The 25,586-nt window shown below is 65.9% G+C and carries 20 protein-coding genes; 10 read left to right on the forward strand and 10 right to left on the reverse strand.

Features of this window, described 5'->3' with window-relative positions:
- Nucleotides 1-57: 57 nt before the first annotated feature.
- The 6 genes from HD883_RS08985 to HD883_RS09010 all read right to left on the reverse strand — a co-directional run bounded on the left by HD883_RS08985 (nt 58) and on the right by HD883_RS09010 (nt 4,915).
- Entirely contained in the window at nt 58-1,437 is a 1,380-nt protein-coding gene (locus tag HD883_RS08985) for an ATP-binding protein (RefSeq protein ID WP_179586294.1), read from the reverse strand.
- The gene (locus HD883_RS08990) at nt 1,434-2,102 is read right to left on the reverse strand and encodes a response regulator transcription factor (RefSeq protein WP_179586292.1); all 669 of its coding nucleotides are present in this window, start codon (nt 2,100-2,102) and stop codon (nt 1,434-1,436) included. The genes HD883_RS08985 and HD883_RS08990 overlap by 4 nt, the downstream gene beginning before the upstream one ends.
- A 49-nt stretch (nt 2,103-2,151) precedes the next feature.
- Nucleotides 2,152-2,658 (reverse strand): hypothetical protein, encoded by a 507-nt coding sequence (locus HD883_RS08995; RefSeq protein ID WP_179586290.1) that lies wholly within the window; start codon nt 2,656-2,658, stop codon nt 2,152-2,154.
- Nucleotides 2,659-2,774: 116 nt separating this feature from the next.
- A complete protein-coding gene (locus HD883_RS09000) occupies nt 2,775-2,924 on the reverse strand; it encodes a hypothetical protein (protein ID WP_179586288.1) in 150 nt (49 codons plus the stop codon).
- A 66-nt stretch (nt 2,925-2,990) separates the two neighbouring features.
- Complete coding sequence (locus HD883_RS09005; RefSeq protein ID WP_179586286.1) at nt 2,991-3,932, reverse strand: amidohydrolase family protein; 942 nt, start codon at nt 3,930-3,932, stop codon at nt 2,991-2,993.
- A 113-nt stretch (nt 3,933-4,045) separates the two neighbouring features.
- The gene (locus HD883_RS09010) at nt 4,046-4,915 is read right to left on the reverse strand and encodes a DNA-binding transcriptional regulator (RefSeq protein ID WP_179586284.1); all 870 of its coding nucleotides are present in this window, start codon (nt 4,913-4,915) and stop codon (nt 4,046-4,048) included.
- A 294-nt stretch (nt 4,916-5,209) separates the two neighbouring features.
- On the opposite strand from HD883_RS09010, the gene HD883_RS09015 reads away from it, so the two are divergent.
- The 10 genes from HD883_RS09015 (at nt 5,210) to HD883_RS09060 (ending at nt 19,113) form a co-directional block, all read left to right on the forward strand.
- Nucleotides 5,210-6,187: a Bug family tripartite tricarboxylate transporter substrate binding protein gene (locus tag HD883_RS09015; RefSeq protein ID WP_179586282.1), complete on the forward strand. Its 978-nt coding sequence runs from the start codon at nt 5,210-5,212 to the stop codon at nt 6,185-6,187.
- 10 nt (nt 6,188-6,197) lie between these two features.
- A complete protein-coding gene (locus HD883_RS09020; protein WP_179586280.1) occupies nt 6,198-6,821 on the forward strand; it encodes a flavin reductase family protein in 624 nt (207 codons plus the stop codon).
- Between the two features lie 27 nt (nt 6,822-6,848).
- Nucleotides 6,849-7,607, forward strand: a complete 759-nt coding sequence (locus HD883_RS09025; protein ID WP_179586278.1) for an HpcH/HpaI aldolase family protein — start codon at nt 6,849-6,851, stop codon at nt 7,605-7,607.
- A 90-nt stretch (nt 7,608-7,697) separates the two neighbouring features.
- Nucleotides 7,698-8,555, forward strand: a complete 858-nt coding sequence (locus tag HD883_RS09030) for a hypothetical protein (RefSeq protein WP_179586276.1) — start codon at nt 7,698-7,700, stop codon at nt 8,553-8,555.
- 190 nt (nt 8,556-8,745) lie between these two features.
- Nucleotides 8,746-10,938, forward strand: coding sequence for a metallophosphoesterase family protein (locus HD883_RS09035; RefSeq protein WP_179586274.1), 2,193 nt, complete (start codon nt 8,746-8,748; stop codon nt 10,936-10,938).
- A 9-nt stretch (nt 10,939-10,947) separates the two neighbouring features.
- Nucleotides 10,948-12,507 carry an esterase-like activity of phytase family protein gene (locus tag HD883_RS09040; protein WP_179586272.1) on the forward strand — a complete coding sequence of 520 codons (1,560 nt, stop codon included), beginning with the start codon at nt 10,948-10,950 and terminating at the stop codon, nt 12,505-12,507.
- A 100-nt stretch (nt 12,508-12,607) separates the two neighbouring features.
- Entirely contained in the window at nt 12,608-14,521 is a 1,914-nt protein-coding gene (locus tag HD883_RS09045; protein ID WP_179586270.1) for a B12-binding domain-containing radical SAM protein, read from the forward strand.
- Between the two features lie 193 nt (nt 14,522-14,714).
- On the forward strand, nt 14,715-16,706 hold the full coding sequence (locus HD883_RS09050) for a TonB-dependent receptor plug domain-containing protein (protein ID WP_257022098.1): 1,992 nt from the start codon (nt 14,715-14,717) through the stop codon (nt 16,704-16,706).
- A 14-nt stretch (nt 16,707-16,720) separates the two neighbouring features.
- Nucleotides 16,721-17,212, forward strand: a complete 492-nt coding sequence (locus tag HD883_RS09055) for a YfiR family protein (RefSeq protein ID WP_179586268.1) — start codon at nt 16,721-16,723, stop codon at nt 17,210-17,212.
- On the forward strand, nt 17,209-19,113 hold the full coding sequence (locus HD883_RS09060) for a putative bifunctional diguanylate cyclase/phosphodiesterase (protein ID WP_179586266.1): 1,905 nt from the start codon (nt 17,209-17,211) through the stop codon (nt 19,111-19,113). The genes HD883_RS09055 and HD883_RS09060 overlap by 4 nt, the downstream gene beginning before the upstream one ends.
- A gap of 45 nt (nt 19,114-19,158) precedes the next feature.
- Here the strand turns inward: HD883_RS09060 and HD883_RS09065 are convergent, their stop codons facing one another.
- The 4 genes from HD883_RS09065 to HD883_RS09080 are packed head-to-tail and all read right to left on the reverse strand — an operon-like array spanning nt 19,159 to nt 25,524.
- Complete coding sequence (locus HD883_RS09065; RefSeq protein ID WP_179586264.1) at nt 19,159-22,842, reverse strand: hydantoinase B/oxoprolinase family protein; 3,684 nt, start codon at nt 22,840-22,842, stop codon at nt 19,159-19,161.
- Nucleotides 22,839-23,417, reverse strand: coding sequence for a winged helix DNA-binding protein (locus HD883_RS09070; protein ID WP_179586262.1), 579 nt, complete (start codon nt 23,415-23,417; stop codon nt 22,839-22,841). The genes HD883_RS09065 and HD883_RS09070 overlap by 4 nt, the downstream gene beginning before the upstream one ends.
- Nucleotides 23,417-23,791 (reverse strand): 2Fe-2S iron-sulfur cluster-binding protein, encoded by a 375-nt coding sequence (locus HD883_RS09075; protein ID WP_179586260.1) that lies wholly within the window; start codon nt 23,789-23,791, stop codon nt 23,417-23,419. Before HD883_RS09075 ends, HD883_RS09070 begins: the two co-directional genes overlap by 1 nt.
- A complete protein-coding gene (locus HD883_RS09080; RefSeq protein ID WP_218863188.1) occupies nt 23,788-25,524 on the reverse strand; it encodes an FAD-binding protein in 1,737 nt (578 codons plus the stop codon). Before HD883_RS09080 ends, HD883_RS09075 begins: the two co-directional genes overlap by 4 nt.
- Nucleotides 25,525-25,586: the final 62 nt, after the last annotated feature.

Consider the following 25,586-nt stretch of genomic DNA (forward strand, 5'->3'; position numbering starts at 1 on the left):
GTCGCCCGCCTGTTCGTATCGGAATTCGAATTCTGGCGATGCGCGATTAAGAATGAATTAAGAAAGAGCGCCGGCCACGAAAGGTTCGCCGACCGCAGGAAAGGCCACCGACACGCACCACCCCTTGCCGTCGATCCCCTTGCCGCAGGTCAGGCGCGCGCCATGCATGCGTGCGATCCGCGCAACCAGGGAAAGACCGATGCCGCTGCCACTTTCCTTCGACCCCGATACCCGATAGAAGCGTTCGAACACCCGCTCGCAATCTGCGTCGGGAATGCCCGGACCATCATCGCGTACCGTCAGCACCGCGTCGCCCTCGCCGCCCGGATGGCAGACGATCTCGACCCGTGCGCCGGCCGGCGCGTGGCGCAGCGCGTTGTCGATCAGGTTGCGGATCAGCACGCCCACGGCGTCCACGTTGGCCAGCACCACGGTCGGTTCGATCTCAAGCCGGATGTGCTGTCCCTTGGCATGCGCACGCGCATCAAACTCCCGCACTTCCAGCGATACCAAGGACGCCAGATCGACGCGATCTGTCAGCATGCAGTCGTGCGCATCCAGCTGCGCCTGGTCCAGCAATTGTTCGGCCAGACGCGTCGCGCGCCGGGTGCCTGCCAGCACCTGCACCAGCGCTTCGTCCCGGTGCGCGGCGTCGGTCGCGCGCAGTGCCTGCTGGGCCTGCGTCGTCAACGCGGCCAGGGGCGTGCGCAGTTCGTGCGCGGCGTCCGACAGGAACTGGCGTTCGCGCACCAGGGCTTCGGACTGGCGAAGCTGCAAGTCATTCACCGCGTTGACGAAGGGGTGCACCTCCAGCGGAAATTCCCGCAGCGCCAGGGGCGTGAAGTCAAGGCGGTCACGATGCCGAAGCGCTTCGCCCGCTCGCTGCATGGGCCGGAACGAGCACACCACCGTCACCCACATCATCGACGCCAGACACACGAACATCACCATTGCGCCGCCCAGGCCCTTCAACACCGACGACACGATATCGGCCTTGATCTGTTCTTCGGCGCGCGCCATCTGGATCTGCACCCGCCCTTCCACATCGGACACGGCGTAGGCGCGCCAGGGTCCGCCCGCCGCGGTGCTGTCGTTGAACCCCTCAACGAAGCCGGGAACAAAAGGCTCCCTGGGCGAACTCGGCGTGCGCATCAACAGCCGGCCGGTGCGCAGGTCCCACATCTGGAAGTTGACGCGCTTGAGCTCGACCGGCGAGGGGGGCGGCGCAATGAAGGTTTCGGTCGACGACAAGTCCGCAAGATGTTTGGGGATCGACATCAGGGCCTGACGCGCGCTTTGGCTGAGCGCGCTATCGAGACGGCCGGTCACATCCCGCGTTTCGGTCCACGTGAGCAGGCTCATCCAGACCACCCAGAAGCCCGCCTGGACGATCAGCAGGACCACCAGCTGCCGGCTGCGCAGCGCTTTCATCGTCATGCGCCGGGCTCGCCAATGCGGTAGCCCACGCCATGCACGGTCTCGATCAGTTCGTCGCCCAGCTTGCGACGCAACTGGTGGATGTAGACGGCCACGGTATTGCTTTCGACCGAGCTGCGCTCGCCGTAGATCATCGATTCCAGATAGTCGCGCGACAGCGGCTTGCCCTGGCTTTGCATCAAGGCGGTCAAGGTGCGGTATTCGTGCACGCTGAGCGCGACCGGCACGCCCGCTTTGGACACGGCACGCTGGCCAGGGTTGACCTCGACGTCAAAGCGGCGCATCACAGCCGACACGGCCTGCGTGCTGCGGCGGATCAGCGCGCGCATGCGGGCCAGCAACTCGTCCAGTTCGAAAGGTTTGATGATGTAGTCGTCGGCGCCCGTATCCAGGCCGCGGATGCGGTCGCTGAGGCGGGCCTGGGCCGTGATGATCATGACCGGCGTGGTGTCATGCCGCGCGCGCAGCGCGCTGAGCACGCTCAATCCGGATTGGTCAGGCAGACCCAGATCCAGCAGCACGACGCTGTAGGCCTGATCGAGCAGCGCCAGCTTGCCGCTGAAGGCGTCGCGCTGCCAGGTGACGACCGCATCGGGCAGTTGGGACAACGCGCTCACGAGCGCCTGGCCCAGCATGGCGTCGTCTTCTATGAGCAGTATCTGCATCGGTCCACCTCAAGACAGGCGATGTTGGACCGTGCAGTTTAAGAAATTGTTAAGCGGGGCGGTCGGCGGCGGGTGAAATCTGCGTGGCCGGGCGGGCGTCGTCCGATCGGCCGCCGGTTGGCGTAGGTTCCCTGCCGTACGCCGGATCGCTGCCGCCCGTGGCCGCGGAACGGTCGGTGGCCCTGGCGGCCGCCTGGGTAACGGCAGCCGGCTGCGCATTGGGCGGCGTGCCCGCGGTGGCGTCCGCACCCGGGCCGTGCGCATCCGTCAGCGCTGAACGGCGACCCAACACCCCCGGGGTAGACAGCAGCCCTTCGTCCAGATTCGTGCCGAAGTGGCTCAGGGCCTTGTCAAAGGCGTCGTCCAGCGACGCTGCGTCGAACATGTGCAGCGGCACGGCATTGCCGACATAGGCGCTGTTGTTGGGATTGCCTTCGTAGGCCTGCGCCAGCCCGCTGTATTGGCCGCTTTCCGGGTGATGCTCAAGATTGATCATCACCTGGTAATCGAAGCCAGTGGCTGCGCGATAGGGAAAGGTCTTGCTGGTGCCTCGCATGGCGGTCTCCTGGCGAATGGTGCTCAGGACGAGCAGGATTCGTTCCCATGCCGGCCCGACGCACACGCCGCCACCGCCGGAAAAGAACAACGCCGGCAAAAGCGCCGGCGTTGTGGTTAGCAGTTGCCCTTCTTGGCCTGCCCCGGAGGACAGAACCCGCCGCCGCCGCCGCGCGGTGGATCCACGACCACGGCGCCCGATGGCGTGTACACGGCACAGGCCGACAGTACGGAAGACAGCACCGCAATGAGCATCAGGCTTTTCATTGTTATCCCCCTTACAGTTGATGGAGGCAACGATTCTAACCCTGCTCATCCGTGGTGCCGAATCCATCAGCGCGTGCGGGATCCGCCCTTGACAAACACGGCCTTGCCAGTGTCGTGCAGCACGGCGCGCTTTTCGTCTTCATTGAGCAGCACCGACGCGTCCAGCATGCGCTGGACCATGTCCTTGTAGGTGCCCGACGACGTGCCGATGTCGGACCCCCACATGATGCGGTCCGCGCCGAACATGTCGACGGCCAGGCGCAGGACCTTTTCAGCCGGAATGTCGGTTTCGCGAAGGATGTCCAGGTTGATCGACGTGAACTTGAACGAGATATTCTTTTCGGGCACCAGCAGCTCGAAGTTTTCGTCCAGGCCGTAGTTGTCGCCGTGATCCGATTCAGGTTCCAGCAGGTGATCCAGCACGATACGCACGTTCGGAAAGCGGCGGCCCAGCTCGATGATGGCCGGCGCCGACGGTCCGCCGCCACCATGCGCCAGCACTTCCAGGTCCATGACCAGGCCGAACGCTTCGGCCACTTCCCACGTTTTCAGGGCCTGCGGCGAATTGAGCCACGGCATGCTGCCGTCTTCCTTGCGGCCTCCGAACAGGCGCACGCCCGTCAGGCCGTGGTCGGTAATGTAGCGGCGCACCAGGTCGGGCGTGCCTTCGTCTTCGGCGTCCAGGATCACGACCGCCGAGAAGATGTCGGGGTATTTATCCGATGAATCCAGGATGTAGCTGTTATCGAAGCGGTAAATCATGCGTTTTTGCACGGCCACGGCGCCGTCCACGTTTTCTTCCTTCATCCACTCCAGCATCCGCAGCGCGTCGGGCACTTCGTTGATCGGATTCGGGCCGTGGTGGCCACCTGGCGTGCCAATGACGCCGGGCAGCCGTGGCGGCGCGCTGGCGGGACGGATCATCGGGTTGCGCGGGTAGGCCTTCTGGTCGTCAGCGACCAGATGAGCATGCGAATCGAACAACAAGGGACGGGCGGATTGGGTCATGGTCTTGTCTACTCTTCTTTCACCGAATGGTGAGTCATTGGCCAGCACGCTGGCACCTTCTGATGGGCGAAGCGGCCCATCAACGCATGATTCCTTAGGGCAAGGCCCGCCGGCTAGGCGACCTGGCGGCTGCCATCGCCCCGGCGCAGCAGGCGCACCTGTTCGACGATATGGGCGGCCGACTCCTGCATGATCGGCACGTAATGCTGTGCGATCCGTTCTTCGGTCACTGCCGACCGGAAGTAACCCATGCCCATCGTCGCCAGCACGCGGCCATCGTCCATGATCGGCACGGCCACCGTGCCGGAGCTGAGCGGCTCGACCCGTTTGCCGCGAGTCGAATAACCGTCCTTGCGAATCAGCTGCAGACGGTCTTCGATGCTCCGACGGCCACCGGCCGCGGCAAGATCCTTGGCCCGGCTCGTTTCCAGGATGTGCAGCAGGATCTCGCGTTCGCCCTCTGGACAGAACGCCAGGTACGACAGCCCCATCGCGCGATCCAGCAGGCTCAGCCGCATGTTGATCGTGGCGTGCGCTGGTGACACCGGACTATCGCTGACCGTGCTGAAGCGGATCACGACATCCGACTCGTCCAGCAGCGCGATCGAAATCGGCCACTGCAAACGCCGCGTTAACGCCGAGGCCCACGGCCTGCCGGCCTGCACGACCAGCGGATCCGCATGAAAGCCGCAACTGAGCGACTGCACCAGCGACGTCACCAGGTAGCCGCCCTGCTTCTTGTCCTTGGTCACGTACCCCTCGGCAATCAGCGTTTCCATCAGGCGGACGATGGTCGGCTTGGGCAATCCGGTGCTGCGATACAGCGCGTCGATGGAACTGACGCCCCGCGTATTGAGCGCACAGAGCAGCGTCAACGCCCGCTGCACGGCATGTACCGGCCGGTAGGACGGGCGCGACCCCGCGCCGGCATCGTGCATCACCGGACTGCCGTTGTCGTCAAGAACCAGAGGATCGTCGAGCACAGGTGTCTCCTTGCCTTCATCTCGCAGCGGCCGGCTTCTGTGGCGGGCACTGACTGCGAACCGTGTTTATAGGGAATGTGGGGCAAGCCCCGCCATTCTTATTCTGCGCGTTTCATTGTGCGAAACGGTCTCGTGCGTTTGGCGTAACGCCCCAGGACACATCGTTTCATTGTGCGAAAAGTCGCCACGTTTTGCTTGAGCCGGGACCGCCGCATGCGCATCCTTGCCGCTATTCCGCGCCCCAGGCCGGACGGGCCGCCCAGCGGCTTTCGCAACGATAGTGATGGAGACTTGATGAATAGAACGTATCTGGCCGCGCTTGCAGCCAGCGCCCTCCTTGCCGCCCTGACGGGCTGTTCTTCCGACAAGAAAGAAACGGCGTGGCCGTCCAAACCGGTCCGGCTGGTCGTGCCCTTCCCGGCTGGCGGCAGCACCGATGCCGTCAGCCGCCTGATTGCGCAGCGGCTGAGCGAAAAGCTGGGCCAGCAGTTCGTGGTGGACAACCGCCCCGGCGCAGGCGGCAATATCGGCACCGACCAGGTTGCCAAGGCCGATCCCGATGGCTACACCCTGACCCTGACGACGTCGGGTCCGCTTGCGAACAACCAGTACCTGTACCAGACGATGCCCTATGCGCAGAAGGATCTGGCGCCGATCGTGCTGGTCGGCGAAATCCCGCTGGTGATCGCTGCCACCGACAAGATACCAGCCAAGGATCTGAAGTCCTTCATTGCGCTGGCCAAGTCCGGCCAGGGCACCTATGCCATTGGCAACCCGGGCAACGGCACCATCGGCCACCTGGCCTTCGAACTGCTCAAGCGGACCACGCAGGCGCCCCTGCAAGGCGTGCCGTACAAGGGCGACGTGCCGGCGCTGACCGACCTGATCGGCAATTCGGTGCAAGCCGTGGTCGCGCCCATCACCGCGTTCATTCCGTACATCAAGGACGGCCGGATCACTGGCCTTGCCGTGACGTCCAAACAGCGCTACCCCGGCACGCCCAACGTGCCGACGGCGCTGGAACAGGGCATCGATCTGGACGCATCGGTGTGGTTCGCGATCGCCGGCCCGGCCGGCGTGCCCCGCAATGTGGTTGACACCGTCAACCGGGAAGTGAACGTGATCCTGAAGTCGGACGAAGGCCGCGCAACGCTGGAACAGTTCGGCGCCCTGGTCGGCGGCGGATCGCCCGAAGACCTGGGCAAGCTGATGACGGACGAAAGCGCCAAATGGAAACGTATCATCGAGGCAGCGAACATCCGCCTCGACTAAAGGAATTCCCATGACCCGATTCGTCACCCTACCCACCCAGGACATGAGCACGGAGGAAGCCTACCGCCTGCTGTGCGGCTGCGTGACTCCGCGCCCGGTCGCCTGGATCACCACGCAAAGCGCCGACGGCCGGGTCAACGCCGCGCCCTTCAGTTCGTACAACTATGTCGCGCACAGCCCCCCGATGGTGGCGATCAACATCGGTTCGCGTGCCGGCGAACTGAAGGACACCGCCCGCAACATTCGCGAGACAGGCGAATTCGTCGTCAACGTCGCCACCGAGTCGACGCTGGAATTGGTGCATGCGTCGGGTGCCGACTACCCGCCCGAAATCGGCGAGCCGGAACAACTGGGCATCGAATTGGTGGCCAGCACGATCGTCAAGCCACCGCGCATTCTGGTGACACCCGTGCAGATGGAATGCCGTCTGGAACAGGTGCTGCCCCTGGGCCGCGGCCTGAACACCCTGTACATCGGCGAGGTGGTCGCCTTTCACCTGTCCGACGACATCTTTGACGGACGCTATGTAGACACGGTCGCGATGCGGCCCATCTCGCGGCTGGGCGGGCCCTACTACGCCGGGCTGGGCGAGATCTTTCACCGCCCCATGCTGCAGGCCCCGCCTACCCGCTGATCACTGCCCCTTTTTATTGGAACGGCCATGACATCCCCCTCCCCTGGCAAGCACCCGCTGCAGACCGGCACCTTCATCAAGACGGTGTCGCCCCACATCATCGAAATCCTGGGCACGACCACGCTGGACTTCGGCGTCATCGATGCCGAGCATGCGCCGTTCGACCGCGCGGCGATGGACCTGATGATGCTGGCCGGCCGCGCCGCCGGCTTGCCCCTGTTCGTGCGCGTCCCGGACTTTGCGCCGTCGACCATTCTGTCGACGCTGGACCTGGGTGCCGCCGGGATCGTCGTGCCCCACGTGGACTCGGCCGAGCAGGCCGCGCAGATCGTGTCGCGCGCCCGCTATCACGGCGGAGAACGCGGATTTTCCAGCTCGCCGCGCGCCGCCGGCTACGGGATGATGAGCTACCAGCAGGCACAGCAGGCGGGCGACCGCACGCTGGTCATGTGCCAGATCGAAAGCGTCGATGGCTTGAAAAATGCCGAGGCCATCGCTGCCGTGCCCGGGGTCGATGGCCTGTTCGTCGGCCGTGCCGACCTGGCCCTGTCGATGGGCGAAACCGGCTCGCGCAGCCCCAAGGTACTGGAAGCCACGCAGCGCATCCTGAAGGCCGCGACCGACGCCGGCAAGATCGCCGCAATGTTCGTCGCCAGCAACGCCGAACGCGACGAGTTTTCCGCGCAAGGCGCCAGCTGGTTCATCGTGGGGTCCGACCAGTCCCTGCTTCGGCAGGCCGCCCAGGCCATCGCGTCGTCCACGGCGCCACGGCCGCGTAGCGCCTGAGCGCGCTCAAGATTGAGTGCGTATCGGCGGCAACGTTGGCCCGCCGCGCAGGGTTACGCACCGCATCCATCCAGATCCAGGAGTTTCGCCATGACTGCTTCTCTTCCCCGCTCCGCAACCTACGCGGCCCACTATGAACAGCCACCGCAGCAAGAGAGCCCTGGCTGTCGCACCTGGCTGACCCGCGGCGCAAATTTTGTCGTCGCGGTGTCCGAAGTGCGCGCGGGCGCCGTGCTCGAACGCACGGACAACCCCGACGAATACTTTGTGTTCCTGCCCGCCAACCAGGCGCGCATCTCGGCCGGTGCCGACAGCATCGACGCCCACGCCGAAACCCTGACCATCGTGCCGCCCGGCGACAGCCGCATTGAAGCGCTGAACGACGGCCACATCGTGCGCGTGTTCTCGCGGCTGAACACCGACCTGCTCGACGCCTGCCCGAACGCCGCCATCTACGCCGACGGCGCGCCCGAAGTCGCGCCGCTGGTGTCCTGGCCCGATCCGGTCGACGGCTTTCGCCTGCGCCACTACGTGCTGGCCGACCATGTCCGCCCCGACAGCAACATGCGCATCTTCCGCAGCTGCAACCTGATGGTGAACGTGCTCAACAAACGCACCGTGCCGCGCGACCCCGCCAAGCTCAGCCCGCACAGCCACACCGACTTTGAACAGGCGTCGCTCGCCATCCAGGGCACCTACACCCACCATCTGCGCTGGCCCTGGACGCCGGACATGAACCAGTGGCGCGACGACGAGCACGTCACGGTCGGCAGCCCGTCGGTGACCGTCATCCCTGCCAAGGTGCTGCACACCAGCGCCAATGTCAGCGAAGGCGACTGCTGGCTCGTCGACATTTTCGGCCCGCCGCGCATGGACTTTTCAAGCAAGCCCGGCATGGTCTGCAATGCCGATGACTATCCGATGCCGCTGGTGGTCGCGCCGTCCTAAGGTGAGGCGGGGGCGGCCGGGGGATGGGAGCGGCGGCCGCCCCTGAGGTGAGCCAGAGGGTTGCCCCTGCAATGCCCCTGTCACATCCGCAAGACAGCATACGGGCCTTGCGTTCATCTGCGTGTCAGGTCGGCCCCGGGTCGATCGCCGCGACGGACATCCCGTCTTCCTCTTGCGCCCAATCACCCACATGCCCCTGTCACCTCGCGCCCCGCGCGCTGCCGCGCCTGTCGCCGGCGCGTTCTGCCTGTCTGTTCTGTGCCTGTCCTTGCTCGCCGCGTGCGGCAGCGACAACGACACCGTCGCCACCACCCCCACCACGCCAACGCCGACGCCGTCGGGCCCGGTCCAGATCGCGTTCATGCCGGACGTGCACTTTCACGACGTGTACGCCAACTTTGAAGACGGGTCGTTCCCTGGCATCCCAAACAGCAAGTCGGGCCGCAACGCCACGATCCGCCTGATGCAGGCACAGATGACGTCGACGCGGCTATTCAACGAAAACTACTTTGCGTTCATTGCGGCGCTGGACGACGCGGTCAAGCGCGGCGTGAAGCACATTGCGCTGCCGGGCGATTTTTCGGACGACGGCCAGCCCGTGCACATGCGCGGCCTGAAGAAGATGCTGGACCAGTACGCGGCGCAGCATGGCATCGAATTCTTTGCGGCGCCGGGCAATCATGATCCCAACCGGCCGCTGGCGCGCCCCGCGGGCAAGAGCGATTACATGGGCATTGACCTGGCCACGGGTCGGGCCGGTGCGCCGCAGCCGATCTACAGCAAGGGCGGCAATGCCGACTGCGTGAACTACACGACGGCCTGGGCGCGCAAGGGCGCGTCGTACTGCACCGAAGAAGTCCTGGAGCAAGGCTACGAAGGGATCGCGAAAGCGATGAACAGCCACGGCTTCATGCCCAAGCCGAACTACCTGTATTACGAAACCCCGTACAGCACCTACGCCTACAAGGACTACCGGTTCGAAACGGCGCAGGCGCAGGCCGGCTGGGACAAGCGTCAGTACGAGATCTGCAAGGAAGGCACGGGCGGCGCATTCAAGAAGCCGGAGTACACGCTGTGCAAGCAAGTGCCCGACACATCGTACGTGGTGGAGCCGGTCAAGGGCGTGTGGCTGGTCGCGATCGATGCGAACGTCTACATCCCGAGCGGCGCGGGCGCGAATGATTTCGCGGGGTCGGGTGACGCGGGCTACAACCGCATGCTGACCCACAAGCAGCACGTGATCGCGTGGATCCGCGATGTGGTGGCGCGGGGCAAGGCCGAAGGCAAGCAGGTGATCGGCTTCAGCCACTTCCCGATGAGCGAGTTCTTTAACGGCGCGTCGGACGACATCATTGCGCTGCTGGGCTCGGGCAAGATGCAGATGGTGCGCCGCCCGGCCGAAGACACGACCAAGGCGCTGGCCGAGACGGGCCTGCAGATCCACGTGGGCGGCCACATGCATTTCAACGACACGGCTTTCCGCCAGATCGACGCGACGCATGCGTTGTTCAACATCCAGGCGCCGTCGATGGCGGCCTATGTGCCGGCCTACAAGCTGATGACGCTGACCGATGCCACGCATGTCGAAGTGCAGACGGTGCGCCTGGACACAGTGCCGCGTTTTGACGAGCTGTTCGAACATTACCGCGCCGAGCACAGCTTCTTTACCGATTTCCCGGCGCAGGTGCCGGGCGGCGAGTTGTGGAGCAAGTCGATTCTGGACGCCACCAACTACGGCGATTTCAGTACCCGCTACATGTCGGAGCTGGTGCGCCTGCGTCTGCTCAATGACGACTGGCGTTGCGAGATGCGCGAGCTGGTGAAAAGTCCGCTGTACGGCTCGCACCTGCTGGTCCTGTCGCAGATGACGTCGGCTGTTACGCTGAAGGAATTGGCGAACACTGGCACGCGCGGTCTGTTTTCGACCAGCTTCTTCAATTGCCTGGCCGATGGCGGCACGCCGGGCACGGCCAACGCAGCCTATGCGGCCGACTACGCGGCGGCGGAAGCCAAGGCGCGCGCCCTGGCCCAGGCCCACGGCATGCGTCTTGAGGATTTCAACGACTGGAAGGCGCTGGACCTGGCGGGCGATTTCGTACGGCTGGCCAATGCGGGCGACCTGGCGTTTGCCGACATTCCGACGGCCCGCGCCAAGCAATACAAGCTGCTGGCCGAAGCGCTGCAGACCACCAATGCCACCTTGCTGATGAAGGGCGAGCAGGTGTCCAACGCCAACCCGGTGGGCGCCCTCTTCCAAGCGCGCTTCAAGCCGCTGATGGCCATCCTGCTCAAGCTCGCGGCCGGCGCCCCGACCCGCCATTTCGTGATCGATCTGAAGGCCAACGCCCTGACCGATCTGACACGCGAACCTTCGCCTTTCTAAGACCTGACCATGACGACGCTTCCCCCCGGCTCCCAACTCCAGATGCCTGGCGACCTGCCCGCCAGCCCCGCTCGCCGCACCGTCTTGCGTGGCAGCGCAACGGCCACGGCCCTGGCTCTGTTCGGCAGTTCCGCGCTGCTGGCTGCCTGCGGCGGCGGTGACGACGACAACGACACCGGCACTGGCACTGGCACCGGCACTGGCCCAAGCGCACCCGGCGCCACCGTGCCCGCCCCCACCCTGGTCGGCCGCGCCATTCTGCCGGCCGACAGCTATGTTGCCGGGCCGACCTCGGGCCAGTTCGTGTCCGGCGGTGATCTGGACCGCGCCACGGCCACGTATGGCTATCGCCTGCCCTTTGTCGGCAAGCAGCCCATGCAGGGCTTTTCGGCCGTGATTCCCGGTCCGATCGCCGGCACCTTTTATGCCATGCAGGACAACGGCTTCGGCGGCAAGGCCTCGTCGCCCGACGCGCTGCTGCACATCTATGCGATCGGCTTTGACTGGACGCGTGGCGCGGTCATTCCGGTCGACTTCACGACCGGTGCGCCACTGACTGAATTCAGCGCACGCAGCTTCATCCGGCTCAGCGATCCGAACCGTTTCCTGGGTTATCGTGCCGTGGCCGACGCGCCCAACTACCCGGGCCTGTCGGTCTCCCCCGCGGGCCAGACGCTGCCGGTGGATCCTTCCATCCTCACCAACCGCCTGCTGACGGGCGGCGACATCGATCCGGAATCCCTGCAGCGCGATGCCGAAGGCAACTTCTGGATCGGCGACGAGTTCGGTCCGTTCCTGCTCAAGTTCGACCGCCAGGGCCGCCTGCTGGCGCGCGAAGTGCAACTGCCCAACCTGCGCGCCGTCGGCGCCAATCCGCTGGTCCAGACGTCCAACAATCCCTATCTGGCGGGCAACGCCGCGGCCGCCAACCTGCCGGGCTCGGGCGGCCTGGAAAGCATGGCGATCAATACCAGCCGCACCCGCCTGTATGCGATGTTCGAAGCGGCCATCACGAACGACGATGCCCGCCGCCGCGTCATCAACGTCTACAACCTGGCGACGCAGAACTTCGATGCGCGCAGCTACTCCTACCGCGTGGGTGTCAGCCAGCGCGTGAACGGCAGCGGCAATCTGGAAACCGAGATCCATACCGTGAATGACATGGTCGCTTTCAGCGATACCGCGTTCCTGGTGATGGAAAAGGACAGCGGCGCAGGCGATGTGCGTGCCGGTTTCCCGGCGTCGGGCACGTCGCGCAACGCGGCGCGCGTCAAGCGCATCTACCAGGTGTCGCTCGACAAGATCGACAGCAACGGCGACCTGATCAAGGAAGAAGTGGTCGACCTGATGAACCTGCGCGACCCCGACGGCGTCGGCAAGACGGCGACCATCAACGGCATCTACACCCACCCGATGGAGTCCATGGAAGTGGTCTGCATCGTTGACGCCAGCACCTTGTTGGTTGTCAACGACAACAACTACCCGGGCGGTTCGCCGTCGCGGTCGAAGACCAAGCCGGACGACAACGAGTTCGTGCTCATCCGTCTGCCCAAGGCCCTGCCGGTCTGAGCAGGCAGGCGGCATCGGGCCGGGGCAACGAGGCTCCCGGCCCATGCCGCCTATAATCACGGGTCTCCCTTCCCCTGGCGGCGTACCACGCCCCCCTTTCATGTCGGCCCAGCCTTTACGTGTGCTGTCCGTCATCCCCCCGATGACGCAGCTGAACACGCCCTATCCGTCCACCGCCTACCTGACCGGCTTTCTGCGCTCGCGCGGCATGACCGCGGTGCAGGAAGACCTTGCGCTTGCGCTGGTGCTCAAGCTCCTGTCGCGCGAGGGGCTCGACGCCGTGGCGCGTCATATCGATACGCTGCCGGTCCTGTCGCATACCCCGTCGATCCAGGCATTCGTTGCGCAGCGCAACCAATACCTGGGCACGATCACGGCCACGATTGCGTTCCTGCAGGGCCGCGATACGACGCTCGCGCATCGGATCGCCGGCCGCCATTACCTGCCGGAAGGACCGCGCTTTTCATCGCTGGACGTGTACATCGATGAAGATGGCGGCGATCCCCTGGGCTGGGCGTTCGGGGCGCTGGGCCTGCATGACCGCGCCAAGCACCTGGCGACGCTGTACCTGAACGACCTGTCGGACGTGCTGCGCGATGCGGTCGATCCGCGCTTTGAATTCGTGCGCTATGCCGAGTCGCTGGCCGCGAGCCAGCCAACCTTTGATCCGCTGGCCGAGGCGCTCGCCGCCCCGCCCAACCTGGTTGACGACACGCTGCGTAAACTGACGCTGGCCGCCATCGAACGCCATCAGCCAACGGTGGTGCTGCTGTCGGTGCCCTTCCCGGGCTCGGTCTATGCCGCGTTCCGGATCGCGCAGACGATCAAGGCCGCGCACCCGCACATCGTGACCGTGCTGGGCGGCGGCTTCGTCAACACCGAGCTGCGTGAGCTGTCCGATCCGCGCGTGTTCGACCACGTGGACTACGTGACGCTGGATGCGGGCGAACGGCCGCTGCTTGCGCTGCTGGCCTACATCCAGGGCGAACGGTCGCGCCAGCGCCTGGTGCGCACCTTCCTGCGCGATGCCGAGACGGGCTTGGTCCGCTACGTGAATATGGTCGAGCCCGACGTCGCCTTTGCCGAAGTCGGCACGCCGACCTGGGACGGCCTGCCGCTGGACCGCTATCTGTCGCTGCTGGACATGCTCAATCCCATGCATCGCATGTGGAGCGATGGCCGCTGGAACAAGCTGACCGTGGCGCATGGCTGCTACTGGAAGAAGTGCAGCTTCTGTGACGTGAGCCTCGATTACATCGGCCGCTACGAAGGCGCTTCGGCGATCGTGCTGGCCGATCGGGTCGATGCCATCGTCAAGGAAACCGGGCAGACGGGCTTTCACTTCGTCGACGAGGCCGCGCCCCCCAAGGCGTTGAAGGCCCTGGCCACGGAACTGATCGCGCGCAACACGGGTATTTCGTGGTGGGGCAACATCCGCTTCGAAAAGACGTTCACGCCGGACCTGTGCGAGCTGCTGGCCGACAGCGGCTGCATTGCCGTGTCGGGGGGACTGGAAGTTGCGTCCGACCGCCTGTTGTCCTTGATGAAAAAAGGCGTGTCGGTGGATCAGGTGGCGCGGGTCACCCGCGCGTTCACGGACGCGGGTATCTTGGTGCACGCCTACCTGATGTACGGCTTTCCGACGCAGACGGTGCAGGACACCGTGGACGCGCTGGAATACGTGCGCCAGCTATTCGCCAACGGCTGCATCCAGAGCGGCTTTTTCCACCGTTTTACCTGTACGGTGCATTCGCCGGTCGGGCAGAACCCGGAAGAGTACGGCGTGACGCTGCGTCCGCTGCCGCCGGTCAGCTTTGCCAAGAACGACATCGGCTTCGACGACCCGACGGGGGTGGACCACGATGCGCTGGGCGTGGCCCTGCGCAAGGCCATCTACAACTTCATGCACGGGATCGGGCTGGAAGAGGACGTACGCAGCTGGTTCCCGTTCAAGGTGCCAAAAACGACGGTCTCGCGGCATCGGATCGAGCGGGCGCTGGGGCAGCCGGCATAACCAGGAACTCACAAAGCGCAACGATTCGGACCGGCATGACGCTCAAGTATCGGGCGTTTGTGTCGTTAGCTTGGCACCCTGCGTGTTGGATGCAGGCTTGCCCCGAGTCACCATGCCCAGCACCACCCTTCCGTTTGCTTCTGCCTTGCTCCTGGCAACGCTTGCGGCGGGCTCCTGTAGCATTTTGTTTCCAATGACTGCCACCGCGTCGATGGCAGGAAATGGGCCCGCTGGCGACACCCTGACGCTCGACACCATCACGCCCGACACCGACAGCGCCGCGCTGATCGACCTGCCCCTGGAACAGTTGCTGGAAGTGGCCGTTGTCCGCACCGCGTCACGGTTGCCGCAGCCGATTTCGGATGCCCCGTCGGCAGTGGTGGTGCTGACGTCCAGGGAAATCCGGGAATACGGCTGGCGGACGCTGGCCGACGCGCTGGCCACCCTGCCCGGCCTGTATGTCACCAGCGACCGCAATTACTCCTACCTGGGCGCGCGGGGCTTTTCCCGGCCCGGGGACTACGACAGCCGCTTCCTGCTCATGATCGACGGCTATCGCACCAATGATTCGGTGTACGACCAGGCCGCGATCGGCACCGAAGCGCTGCTCGACATGGATCTGGTGGACCGGATCGAATACGTGCCGGGTCCGGGCGCCGCGGTGTATGGGTCGAATGCGTTCTTCGGGGTGATCAACGTGATTACCCGGAATGGGCGGGACCTGGCCGGTCCGCAGGCGGCGGTGGCGGTGGGCAGCTACGGCGAGCGCAAGGCCCGCTTCAGCTACGGGTGGAACGACAATGAAGGCCGCGACCTGCTGGTGTCGGTCACCGACGCCAATCGGCGTGGACAGGACCTGTACTACCCGGAGTTCGACACGGCCGCGCAGAATGGCGGCGTGGCGCGGCGGCTGGACTACGACCGGTCGCGCAATTTTTTCCTGAAGGCAAGCAGCGGTGACCTGACCGTGTCGGCCGCCCATAGCGAGCGAACCAAGGGCGTGCCCACTGCCTCGTTCGGCTCCGTGTTCAACGCGCCCAACCAGACCCGCGACAACCAGACATTCGTGAACGCCAGTTATCAACGACGGCTGAGCGACGACGTTGCACTGGGCGGCCAGGCGTACTGGGGCCGATACGACTACGAAGGCGTCGGCACCTACCCGGGCGAGCCCCCGACCCGCAATGTCGATGGCGACCGGGCGATCTGGTGGGGCGGCGATCTGCACGCCACCTTCACGCAGCTTGCGCGCCAGAAGATCGTGATCGGCATGGACGTCCGCCGCGACGCCCGCCGCGATCAATACAACTTCGACATCCAGCCCTACACGCAGTACATGGATGACAAGCGGACCGGCGACCGCCGCGGGGTCTACTTCGAAGACGAGATCCGCCTGCCCGCCGGCTTCCTGCTGAACCTGGGCGCCCGCTACGACAACGACAACGTGACGGGCGGCCACTTCAATCCGCGCATTGCGCTGAACTACGCCATCACGCCCCGCAGCACCGCCAAGCTGATCTACGGCACGGCCTATCGCGCGCCGAACGCCTACGAACTGTATTACTCGGTACCCGGCGAGGCAGGCCAGCTGCCCAACCCCGACCTGCGGGCTGAACGGATTTCGACGCGCGAATTGGTTCTTGACCACGCCTATGCCAGGACGGGCCGCGCCACCCTGTCCGTCTTCCACTACGCCGTGCGAGACCTGATTTCGCTCACGACCGACCCCGATTCAGGCTCGCTGATCTATCAGAACCTGGACCGGATCAAGACGATCGGCGCGGAACTGTCCATCGTGCACACCTTCACGCGCGGCGCGCGCCTGCGTGCCAGCTACGCGTGGCAGCGGGCTCAGGACGCCACCACGGGCGAACGGCTCGACAATTCGCCGTCGCAACTGGTCAAAGTCAACCTGACCACGCCAGTGCTGCGCGAAGACATACGCCTGGGCAGCGAAATGCAGTGCACGTCGGGCCGCCTGACCGCCAACGCGGCCACCGGCGGCGCCTGCATCGCGAACCTGACGCTGTCCTCCACCCGCCTGATCCCCCGGGCCGCGGTGTCCTTGAGCCTGTACAACGCTTTCGACAAGAAATATGCCGATCCCGCCGGACCGGCATTCGTGCAGGAAGCCTTGCAGCGGCAGAGCCGCAGCCTGCGCGCCAAGCTGGCTTACGAGTTTTGAAAGCGCTTCGCCACATGCCGATCCGCATCGCTGTTCTGATGGGCAGTGTGCTGATGATTTTGTCGACCAGCAGCTTCGGTCAGGCCGATGATGTCGCGTTGAAGGCGGCGTTCATCTACAACTTTGCGCTGTTCACGACCTGGCAGGGCGGGCCGCAGACACCGGATTTTCGGGTCTGCACGGCGGCCGACGGCGAGTTGTGGAATAGCCTGCAGCGCTTGCGGGGCAAGCTGGTGGGCACGCGGCCGTGGGCCGTCTACCCGATGGCCCCTGCAGAAACGCCGCAGCAATGCGACGTGCTGGTGCTGAGCGGGTCCCTGCCGACCCCGTCGTACCCGGCGACCCTGATCGTTCGCGACGGCGATCGATCACCCAATGACGGCGCGTCCATTGCGCTGGTCACCGAAGCCAATCATGTCCGCTTCGACATCGATACCCGCGCCGCGCGGCGCAGTGGGCTGACCTTCAGCTCGAAACTGCTGTCGCTGGCCAGGAGTGTGCAGTGACGGCCGCGGTCAAGACGGACAAGACCCCCATCACGGCGTCGTTCCGGGTGGCGCAGCTGGCCGCCACGGCCATCAGCCTGATGGTCGCTGGCTGCATCCTGACCGGATTCCAGTTCGCCTCGCTGCAGCAGTCGCTGACGGACGACCTGAAGGTGCAGGCGTCGCTGGTGGCGGACAACGTGGCGGCATCGATGATGTTCCTGGACCGGCGCGCCGCCGCCCAGACCCTCGACCTGCTGCAGCCACCGCCCTACCTGCTGTCCGTGACGGTCTACGACCTGGAAGACAAGGTGTTTGCCGAGTTTCATCGTCCGGGCGCCACAACCGACGATGCCATGCGCCCGGCATTGCGCCGCGATGGGGTCGACACCTCGCTGACACGGATCGCGGTGGCCCGCCCGGTGGCGTACCGCCGCGAAGCACTCGGGCGGGTGGTGGTCGTGGCGAGCACGTCGCGGGTCGGCGTCGGCCTGCTGCGCTACGTGGGGCTGTTTGCCATGGCGACCCTTGGCGCCTTGTCGGCCGCCGCGCTCGTCATGGCCAAGACCCGGGCGCGCGTCGAAAAAGCCGAAGCCCGGATGGACTACCTGGCCCACACCGACCCGGTGACCGAGCTCGGCAACCGCCGTGTCGTGTATGACACTATCGCGGCGCGCATCGCGACACGCACGGACGTGCGCGGCGATCCACGCGGTCCGGCCGGCGCGCGATTCGCCTTGCTGTTGATCGATCTGGACAACTTCAAGGCGGTCAACGATACGGCGGGCCATAGCGTGGGCGACGCCCTGCTGCGCAAGGTGGGGCAGGTGCTGCGCCATGTGGTGCGGCCCGATGACGTCGTGGGACGTATCGGGGGCGACGAATTTGCCGTCGTGGCGTCGCCGATCGCCGATGTGGCCGAGGCGCTCTCGATTGCCGAACGCATCACCTCGGCGTTGGGGCGGCCGTTTCATGTCGATGGCCAGGAAGTATTCGCCCGGGCAAGCGTGGGCCTGAGTCTCTTTCCCGACGACGCCCAGAACCAGTCGGACCTGGTCAGCAACGCCGACATTGCGCTGTACGACGCCAAGTCGCTGGGGAAAAACACCTTCGTTGCCTTCAAGCGGGAGATGACGGTGGCGACGCAGCGCCGGGTCGCCATGGAACGCGATCTGCGCAAGGCGATCGACCGGGGCGAACTGGACGTCTACTACCAGCCGCAGTTCGACTGTGCAACGGGCGTGCTGGTCGGCGCCGAGGCCCTCGTGCGGTGGCTCCATCCGGAAAAGGGGTTCATTGCGCCAGCCGACTTTATTCCGGTTGCCGAAGAATGCGGGCTGATCAGCCATATCGGCCTGTGGGTCCTGGGCCGCGCCTGCCGGGACGCCACCCGCTGGCCGGGCCGGGACACCGCGCCATTGACGGTGGCGGTCAACGTGTCGGCCAGGCAGCTGCGTGATCCGGCGTTCATCGACCGGGTCAGCGAGGTGCTGCAATCGAGTGGTCTGCCGCCGGCGCAGCTGGAACTGGAACTGACCGAAAGCCTGCTGATGGAAGACGTGGACACGGCGGTTGCGTTCATGCACGCGATACGCGGCCTCGGCATCAAACTGTCCATCGATGACTTCGGCACCGGCTATTCCTCGCTGGCCTATCTGCAGACCTTTCCGATCAACAAATTGAAGATCGATCAGAGCTTCGTCCGGCAGCTCCCGTCCGAGCGCTTCGAGATCGCGAACGCCATCATTTCGCTGGCGCATGGCTTCGGGCTCAGGGTCATTGCGGAAGGCGTGGAGTCTCCCGAGCAGCTGGCGTGGCTGCAGCATGCCGGCTGCGATGTCGTGCAGGGCTATCTGTTCGCCCGGCCGATGGACCGCGTGGCGCTGCAGTCCCTCATGACGCCGGTCCAATCGGCCGCGTGACGGTGCACAGGGCCTGCGGCGCATGACGCGCGCCGCCCTGCCCGCCTACTTCGCGCCGTAGCCCCCGCCCCCGGGCGTCTCGATCTCGAACGCGTCACCCGCGGCCAGTTCCGCCTTGTCGGCATGCGCAAGCATCCTGATGCTGCCGTCGGCCCGCAGCACCCGCGCCACGCCCGGCGCACCCGGCCCGCCGCCCGCGCCGCCGGGCGCCGGATGGATCCAGCCATTGGCCAGCAAGGATACGGTCATGGGTTCCAGAAAGCGCAGGGTGCGGATCCCGCCATTGCCGCCCGTCCACGTGCCGGGCCCGCCCGATGCCGGACGGATCTGGAACCGTTCGAGCCGCACCGGAAATCGCAGTTCCAGCACTTCCGGGTCGGTCAGGCGCGAGTTCGTCATATTGGTCTGCACGACCGACGTTCCATTGAAGCCGCCGGTCAACGCGCCGTCGGCATCGAACCGCCCCCCCGCGCCGGATCCGCCCGACACCGTCTCGTAGTACTGATGTTGCGCGTTGCCGAACGTGACGTTGCTCATGGTCGGCTGACTGCCCGCCATGACGCCCAGCGCGCCATACAAGGCGTTGGTGACGCAGGTCGACGTCTCGACATTGCCCGCCACCACGGCCGCCGGGTAGGTGGGGTTGAGCATGGACCCTTCCGGCACGATCAACGTCAGGGGCTTCAGGCCGCCTTCGTTCATCGGGATGTCGTCATCGACCAGCGTGCGGAACACATACAGCACCGCGGCCGTGGTGACGGCGCGGGGCGCGTTGAAGTTGTTCGGCAACTGCTTCGAGCTGCCGCTGAAGTCCAGCGTGGCGCTGCGGGTGGCGCGGTCCACGGTCAGGCGCACGTCAATCTTTGCACCGTTGTCGAGCGGCACCGTGAAGTGGCCGTCGGTCAGGCGTTCGATCGCGCGGCGCACCGATTCCTCGGCGTTGTCCTGCACGTGCTTCATGTAGGCGTGCACCACGTCCAGGCCAAAGGTGGCGACCATGTTCAACAGCTCTTCACGGCCCTTCTCGTTGGCGGCAACCTGGGCATGCAGATCGGCCACGTTCTGGTCGATATTGCGTGCTGGGTACCGGGCGCCTGCCAGCACCTCGCGCAGTTCGGCTTCACGCAAGCGGCCTTGTTCGACCAGCTGGAAGTTGGTGATCAGCACGCCTTCTTCGTCGATGGTGCGCGAATCGGGCGGCATGGACCCGGGCGTGGTGCCCCCGATGTCGGCATGGTGGCCACGACATCCCACATAGAACAGGATCTCGGCGCCCGCCGCGTCGAAGACCGGGGTCACCACCGTCACGTCCGGCAAGTGCGTGCCACCCGCGTAGGGATTGTTCAGCACATACACATCGCCCGGACGCAGGCGTCCGGCGTTGGCCTGCATGACCTCACGGATGCTGGCGCCCATCGATCCCAGGTGCACCGGAATGTGCGGCGCATTGGCGACCAGGCCGCCTTGCGGATCGAAAATCGCGCAGGAGAAGTCCAGGCGTTCCTTGATGTTGACGGAGTGCGCCGTGTTCTGCAGCCGATGGCCCATCTGCTCGGCGATCGACATGAACAGATTGTTGAAGATCTCAAGCATCACCGGATCGGCATCCGTGCCGATGGCCAGCGTATGCGGCCGGGGTACGGCGCGGTCGAGCACGATGTCGCCGCGCGCCGTGGCAGTGGCCTGCCAGCCCGCGTCGACGACCGTGGTGGCATTCGCGTCCGATAGCACGGCGGGGCCCGCCACCACGTCGCCGGGGCGCAGGTCCGCGCCGCGGAACAGGGGCGCATCGGTCCAGCCATCGTCTGCATGGAAGCGCACGGTATCGGCCGGAACCAGGGGCTCGTCGCCGGTGCGGGGGGACAGCGTCTGCGACGCGGTGCCGGATTCTTCCGGTCCGGTCGCTTCCGCCACCGCGGATTCAATCACCAGCGCCCGCCCGGGCATCAGGAAGGCAAACCGCTGGCGGTAGGCGGCCTCAAACGCCGCCTGCATGGCCGCCGGATCCTGCCACGCGACCGGCAACGCCGTGTCGGTGCCTTCGTAGCGCAGATACAGCCGGCGGGTCGCAACGATGCCGGCGTGGTCCACGGCTTGCGCGACCAGTTCGGCCGTGGCCGCCGCCACCAAGGCGTCCAGCGTGTCCGACGCCTGCGCGAGTCCGGCCGCGTCCAGACGCAATTCCACCGACCGTTCACGAATCACGGTCGGCACGGCCAGACCCATGCCATAGGCGGACAGCACCCCCGCCAGCGGATGCACCAGCACGCGCGGAATGGCCAGCGCATCGGCCACGCGGCAGGCGTGCTGGCCCCCCGCGCCACCGAAGGTCACCAGCGTGTAGCGCGTGACGTCGTAGCCGCGCTGCACCGAGATTTTCTTGATCGCGTTGGCCATATTGGCAACGGCAATATCAAGGTAACCCTGGGCCAGCTGCTCGGGCGTGGTCGCCTGACCGGTTGCATCTGCCACTTGTTTCGCCAGGTCGGCAAAGCGCGTGCGAACGATGTCGGCATCGAGCGGCTGATCACCGTTCGGCCCGAACACACTCGGAAAGCTGGCGGGCTGAATGCGACCCAGCATGACGTTTGCATCGGTCACCGTCAGCGGTCCGCCGCGGCGATAGCTGGCCGGGCCCGGATTGGCGCCCGCGGATTCCGGTCCGACACGCAAGCGCGCGCCATCGAATTGCAGAATCGAACCGCCGCCTGCGGCAACGGTATGGATGCTCATCATCGGCGCGCGCAAGCGCACGCCCGCCACCAGCGTATCGAACACACGTTCGAATTCGCCGGCATAGTGCGAGACATCGGTGGACGTGCCCCCCATGTCGAAGCCGATCACGCGGTCGAAGCCGGCGGTGCGCGCCACGCCCGCCATACCGACGATGCCGCCGGCCGGACCCGACAGGACCGAGTCCTTGCCCTGGAACGCACGCGCATCGGTCAGGCCGCCGTTGGACTGCATGAACTGCAGCCGCACCCCCGGCAGCGCCGAGGCGACGCGATCCACATAGCTGCGCAGCACGGGCGACAAGTAGGCGTCGACCACGGTCGTATCACCGCGCGCCACCAGGCGGATCAGCGGCGACACTTCATGCGACACCGATACCTGCGTGAAGCCCACGGCGCGCGCCAGCTCGGCCAGCCGCGCTTCGTGCGCGGTGTGCCGATAGCCATGCATCAGCACGATTGCGATCGACGTCAGGCCGTCGGCGAACGCGGCGCGCAAGCCGGCTTCGGCCGCCACCTCGTCCAGCGGGGTCAGCACCTCGCCGTCGGACGTGACCCGTTCATCGACTTCCAGCACCCGTTCGTGCAGCAGTTCGGGCAGCACGATCTCGCGATCGAACAGGCGCGGCCGGTTCTGGTAAGCAATACGCAGGGCATCATGAAAGCCGCGCGTGATGGCGAGCAGGACCCGGTCGCCCTTGCGTTCCAGCAGGGCATTGGTCGCAACGGTCGTGCCCATCTTGACCACGTCGATGCGGTGCGACGGTGTCGGCTCACCGTCCTTGACGCCCAGCAATTGGCGAATGCCCGCCACGGCGGCATCGGGGTAGCGCTCGGGGTTTTCGGACAGCAGCTTGACGGTGGCCAGCGTGCCATCGGGCCGGCGTCCGACCACATCGGTGAACGTGCCGCCGCGATCGACCCAGAAAGCCCAGGTGCCAGCGTCCGCGCTCGCGCCGCCGTGAGCTGGCGAGCGTTCAATATCGAGCGCGCTCATAACGACGACGCCGCGCGGGCGGCCTGGTCGTACAGGCCCGACAGGGTGCGCAGTTGCGCGGCGATATCGGACAGCATGTCGCCATCCGACAGTTCGCCCGTCACGCTGGGCATCAGGCAGCGGCCGCGCACTTCGCGAAAGCGCCCGATCAGCGCGCGTCCGGCTTCGGTCGTGCCGTAGTGCACTTCCTTGCCGATCTTTTCCCCATTGACCAATTCCATCGCCAGCATTTTCCTCAGCGAATAGTTGATGACATGCGTGTCTTCGTAATTGAGCGTGAAGCAGATGTCCGCCAGCTTCTTGCGCCGGTCCCGATGGTGCACGTGATGCAGCACCAGGATGTCGGTCACCCCCAGATCCGCTTCGCCCGCGGCATGCATGCACCGGGCCACCCAGCGCGTAAAGGCGTTGTGCGACACGATCAGGCCAAACTCCAGTTCGGACAGGCCCGCGTGCGAGCCTTCCGCCAGGTGCGAGGACGAAAGGATGCGCAGGCGATCGGCGGCATCGGGCGCCGACGCGTCAGGAGGGGTAGCGGGCGTGGCGCGCTTGCGCCGGCTGGGGGAAGCAGTCATCAGGTCGGATCCAGGTCTAGCCGTTCCTTGCTCGGTGCGATTTCCGAGACGAGGTCGCGAACGCGCGCCTTGTTGGGCAACGGCGCCACATCGTACTGCGCGCCATCTTCCAGCCGCGCGACGCAGGCATACACCACCTCGCCATCGACATGCATCATGCATTCCTTGCAGGCATTGGCGTTGATACAGGAGTAGCGAAAGGCCAGCGTTTCATCCAGGTGTTCACGGATCCAGCGCAGGCCATCGAGCACCGACGCCGCGGCGCCAGCCGGCAGCGTGTAATCGTCGATGCGGGTGGCGCCGTCCCCCACACCGCGCGCGATGTGGAGCACGACAGGCTGGCCGGCCTGGCCGGTCTTGAGGGTCGAAGTCATGCGTGGGCCTCCACGGCCGTGTCGATAGAAGAAGCAGGCAGGCGTTCAACGGCTTGCACCGCCAGCGTCCAGTGGCCGTCCTGCCAGGCCAGGGTCTGGTTGACGGTCCACTCGTCCAGCATGCCCGGATGGTCGTCCCGCTGGTGGGCGCCGCGGCTTTCGGTTCGCGCCGTGGCGGCGATCACCACCGCCTCGGCCACCATCAACATGTTGCGCAGGTCCAGGCCGTCGACCCGCACGGGGTCTTGCGGTCCGGTCCCGCCGGGCAAGGCATCGCCCAACCGGTCGCGCAAGGCCTTGATGGCGTCGGCCGCGCGATGCAGGCCCGCTTCGTTCCGGAATGGGCCGACATCGTTCTGCATCACATCCTGCAAGGCGACGATCATCTCGGCCACCGGCACGGCGCCTGTTGGCGACGCTGCCCTCAGCCAGTTCACGGTGGGCTCGGCCAGGGCAGTCAGCGCCGCCGCGTCGGGCACCGCGGCGACAGGCGCCTGCGCCGCCGCCGACCGGCCCGCCACCGCGCCAAAGGTCAATGCTTCGGTAATCGCGTTGCCCGACAGCCGGTTCGCACCGTTGGCGCCGCCCACGGCTTCGCCCGCGGCAAACAGGCCCGGCACGTCGGTCGCCATGGCCGCGTCCACCCGGATGCCCCCCATGTGATAGTGGGCTGTCGGGGCGACCTCGATCATGGTCTGCGTCAGGTCGATGCCGTTGGCGGCCAGCCGGTCGATGATCGGCCCGAAGGCCGCGCGCAGACTGGCTTCCGGCACATGGCGGAAGCTCAGGTAGGCGCCGCCTGCGGGGGTGCCCCGGCCGGCTTCGACTTCTTTCAGGATGGCGTAGGTCGCGGCATCGCGCGTGACGGTATAGCCGCCCGATTCGGCCTGGTGACCGTAGGATTCGACGAATTCTTCCCCCAGTCCGTTCAGCAGGCGGCCGCCCAGCTTGTAGCGGAACGGGTCCCACATGATCGGATCGAAGCCGACCAGGCGCGGCGCCAGATGGCCGATCGGAAAGAACTGCACGAATTCCATGTCGATCAGCCTGGCGCCGGCACGCAGCGCCAGGGCGTAGCCGTCACCACCCATATTGACCGACGCGCTGTTGCGGCGGTACAGGCGCGTGAGTCCGCCCGTGGCGATGATGGTCGCAGCCGCGCGGATCAGCACGGGCTGGCCGCTGGCCAGGTGCAGCGCGACGGCGCCCACGACCCTGCCGTCCTCCTTCAACAGGTCGACGATCAGCAAATCACCAATGCGGCGGATGCGTTTGTCCTTGGCCACCTGCGTGCGCAGCGTGGTCGCCACCGCGGGGCCGGTGTCCAGGAAGTCGACATACACGCAGCGCGGACGGTCGTGACCGGGCGCATGCGCCTGCGTCATGTGCCCGTCGGCACGGGCCCAGCCCACGCCCCAGTCGTCCATCTTCCGGATCGCCGCCACGCCTTCCTCGCACAGCAGGCGGGCGAGCGGCTCGCTACAGAGGCCGCGACCGGCGGCCAGCGTGTCGGCGTAATGAAAACGCCAGTCGTCAGGTTCCTGTTCGCCCAGGGCAACCGCCACCGTCATCTGCGCCATGATGGTCGCGCCACCCCGGCCGATCAGACTGCGGTCGGTCATCATCACCTGCTTGCCGGCGTCAGCAGCGGCGATCGCGGCGCTCATGCCGGCGCCGCCAGCGCCGACGATCAGGACATCCGTCTCAAGGACGGTCAACGGCGGTCGTTCCATCGACAACTCCAGCTTGACTGCGTGCGGTTCAGTTTCCAGGAGCCGAAACGTTAACGTTTCGT

Origin of the sequence: Pigmentiphaga litoralis (genome assembly GCF_013408655.1) — a bacterium.
In the GTDB taxonomy this organism is placed as follows: domain Bacteria; phylum Pseudomonadota; class Gammaproteobacteria; order Burkholderiales; family Burkholderiaceae_B; genus Pigmentiphaga; species Pigmentiphaga litoralis_A.

What these genes read in the sequence shown, in the direction of transcription:
- HD883_RS08990 (WP_179586292.1), bottom strand. Translation starts at nt 2,102, where the DNA reads ATGCAGATACTGCTCATAGAAGACGACGCCATGCTGGGCCAGGCGCTC.
- HD883_RS09070 (WP_179586262.1), bottom strand. Translation starts at nt 23,417, where the DNA reads ATGACTGCTTCCCCCAGCCGGCGCAAGCGCGCCACGCCCGCTACCCCT.
- HD883_RS09050 (WP_257022098.1), top strand. Translation starts at nt 14,715, where the DNA reads ATGACTGCCACCGCGTCGATGGCAGGAAATGGGCCCGCTGGCGACACC.
- HD883_RS09040 (WP_179586272.1), top strand. Translation starts at nt 10,948, where the DNA reads ATGACGACGCTTCCCCCCGGCTCCCAACTCCAGATGCCTGGCGACCTG.
- HD883_RS09020 (WP_179586280.1), top strand. Translation starts at nt 6,198, where the DNA reads ATGACCCGATTCGTCACCCTACCCACCCAGGACATGAGCACGGAGGAA.
- HD883_RS08985 (WP_179586294.1), bottom strand. Translation starts at nt 1,437, where the DNA reads ATGACGATGAAAGCGCTGCGCAGCCGGCAGCTGGTGGTCCTGCTGATC.
- HD883_RS09000 (WP_179586288.1), bottom strand. Translation starts at nt 2,924, where the DNA reads ATGAAAAGCCTGATGCTCATTGCGGTGCTGTCTTCCGTACTGTCGGCC.
- HD883_RS09005 (WP_179586286.1), bottom strand. Translation starts at nt 3,932, where the DNA reads ATGACCCAATCCGCCCGTCCCTTGTTGTTCGATTCGCATGCTCATCTG.
- HD883_RS09055 (WP_179586268.1), top strand. Translation starts at nt 16,721, where the DNA reads ATGCCGATCCGCATCGCTGTTCTGATGGGCAGTGTGCTGATGATTTTG.
- HD883_RS09080 (WP_218863188.1), bottom strand. Translation starts at nt 25,524, where the DNA reads ATGGAACGACCGCCGTTGACCGTCCTTGAGACGGATGTCCTGATCGTC.
- HD883_RS09015 (WP_179586282.1), top strand. Translation starts at nt 5,210, where the DNA reads ATGAATAGAACGTATCTGGCCGCGCTTGCAGCCAGCGCCCTCCTTGCC.
- HD883_RS09065 (WP_179586264.1), bottom strand. Translation starts at nt 22,842, where the DNA reads ATGAGCGCGCTCGATATTGAACGCTCGCCAGCTCACGGCGGCGCGAGC.
- HD883_RS08995 (WP_179586290.1), bottom strand. Translation starts at nt 2,658, where the DNA reads ATGCGAGGCACCAGCAAGACCTTTCCCTATCGCGCAGCCACTGGCTTC.
- HD883_RS09045 (WP_179586270.1), top strand. Translation starts at nt 12,608, where the DNA reads ATGTCGGCCCAGCCTTTACGTGTGCTGTCCGTCATCCCCCCGATGACG.
- HD883_RS09035 (WP_179586274.1), top strand. Translation starts at nt 8,746, where the DNA reads ATGCCCCTGTCACCTCGCGCCCCGCGCGCTGCCGCGCCTGTCGCCGGC.
- HD883_RS09025 (WP_179586278.1), top strand. Translation starts at nt 6,849, where the DNA reads ATGACATCCCCCTCCCCTGGCAAGCACCCGCTGCAGACCGGCACCTTC.
- HD883_RS09075 (WP_179586260.1), bottom strand. Translation starts at nt 23,791, where the DNA reads ATGACTTCGACCCTCAAGACCGGCCAGGCCGGCCAGCCTGTCGTGCTC.
- HD883_RS09030 (WP_179586276.1), top strand. Translation starts at nt 7,698, where the DNA reads ATGACTGCTTCTCTTCCCCGCTCCGCAACCTACGCGGCCCACTATGAA.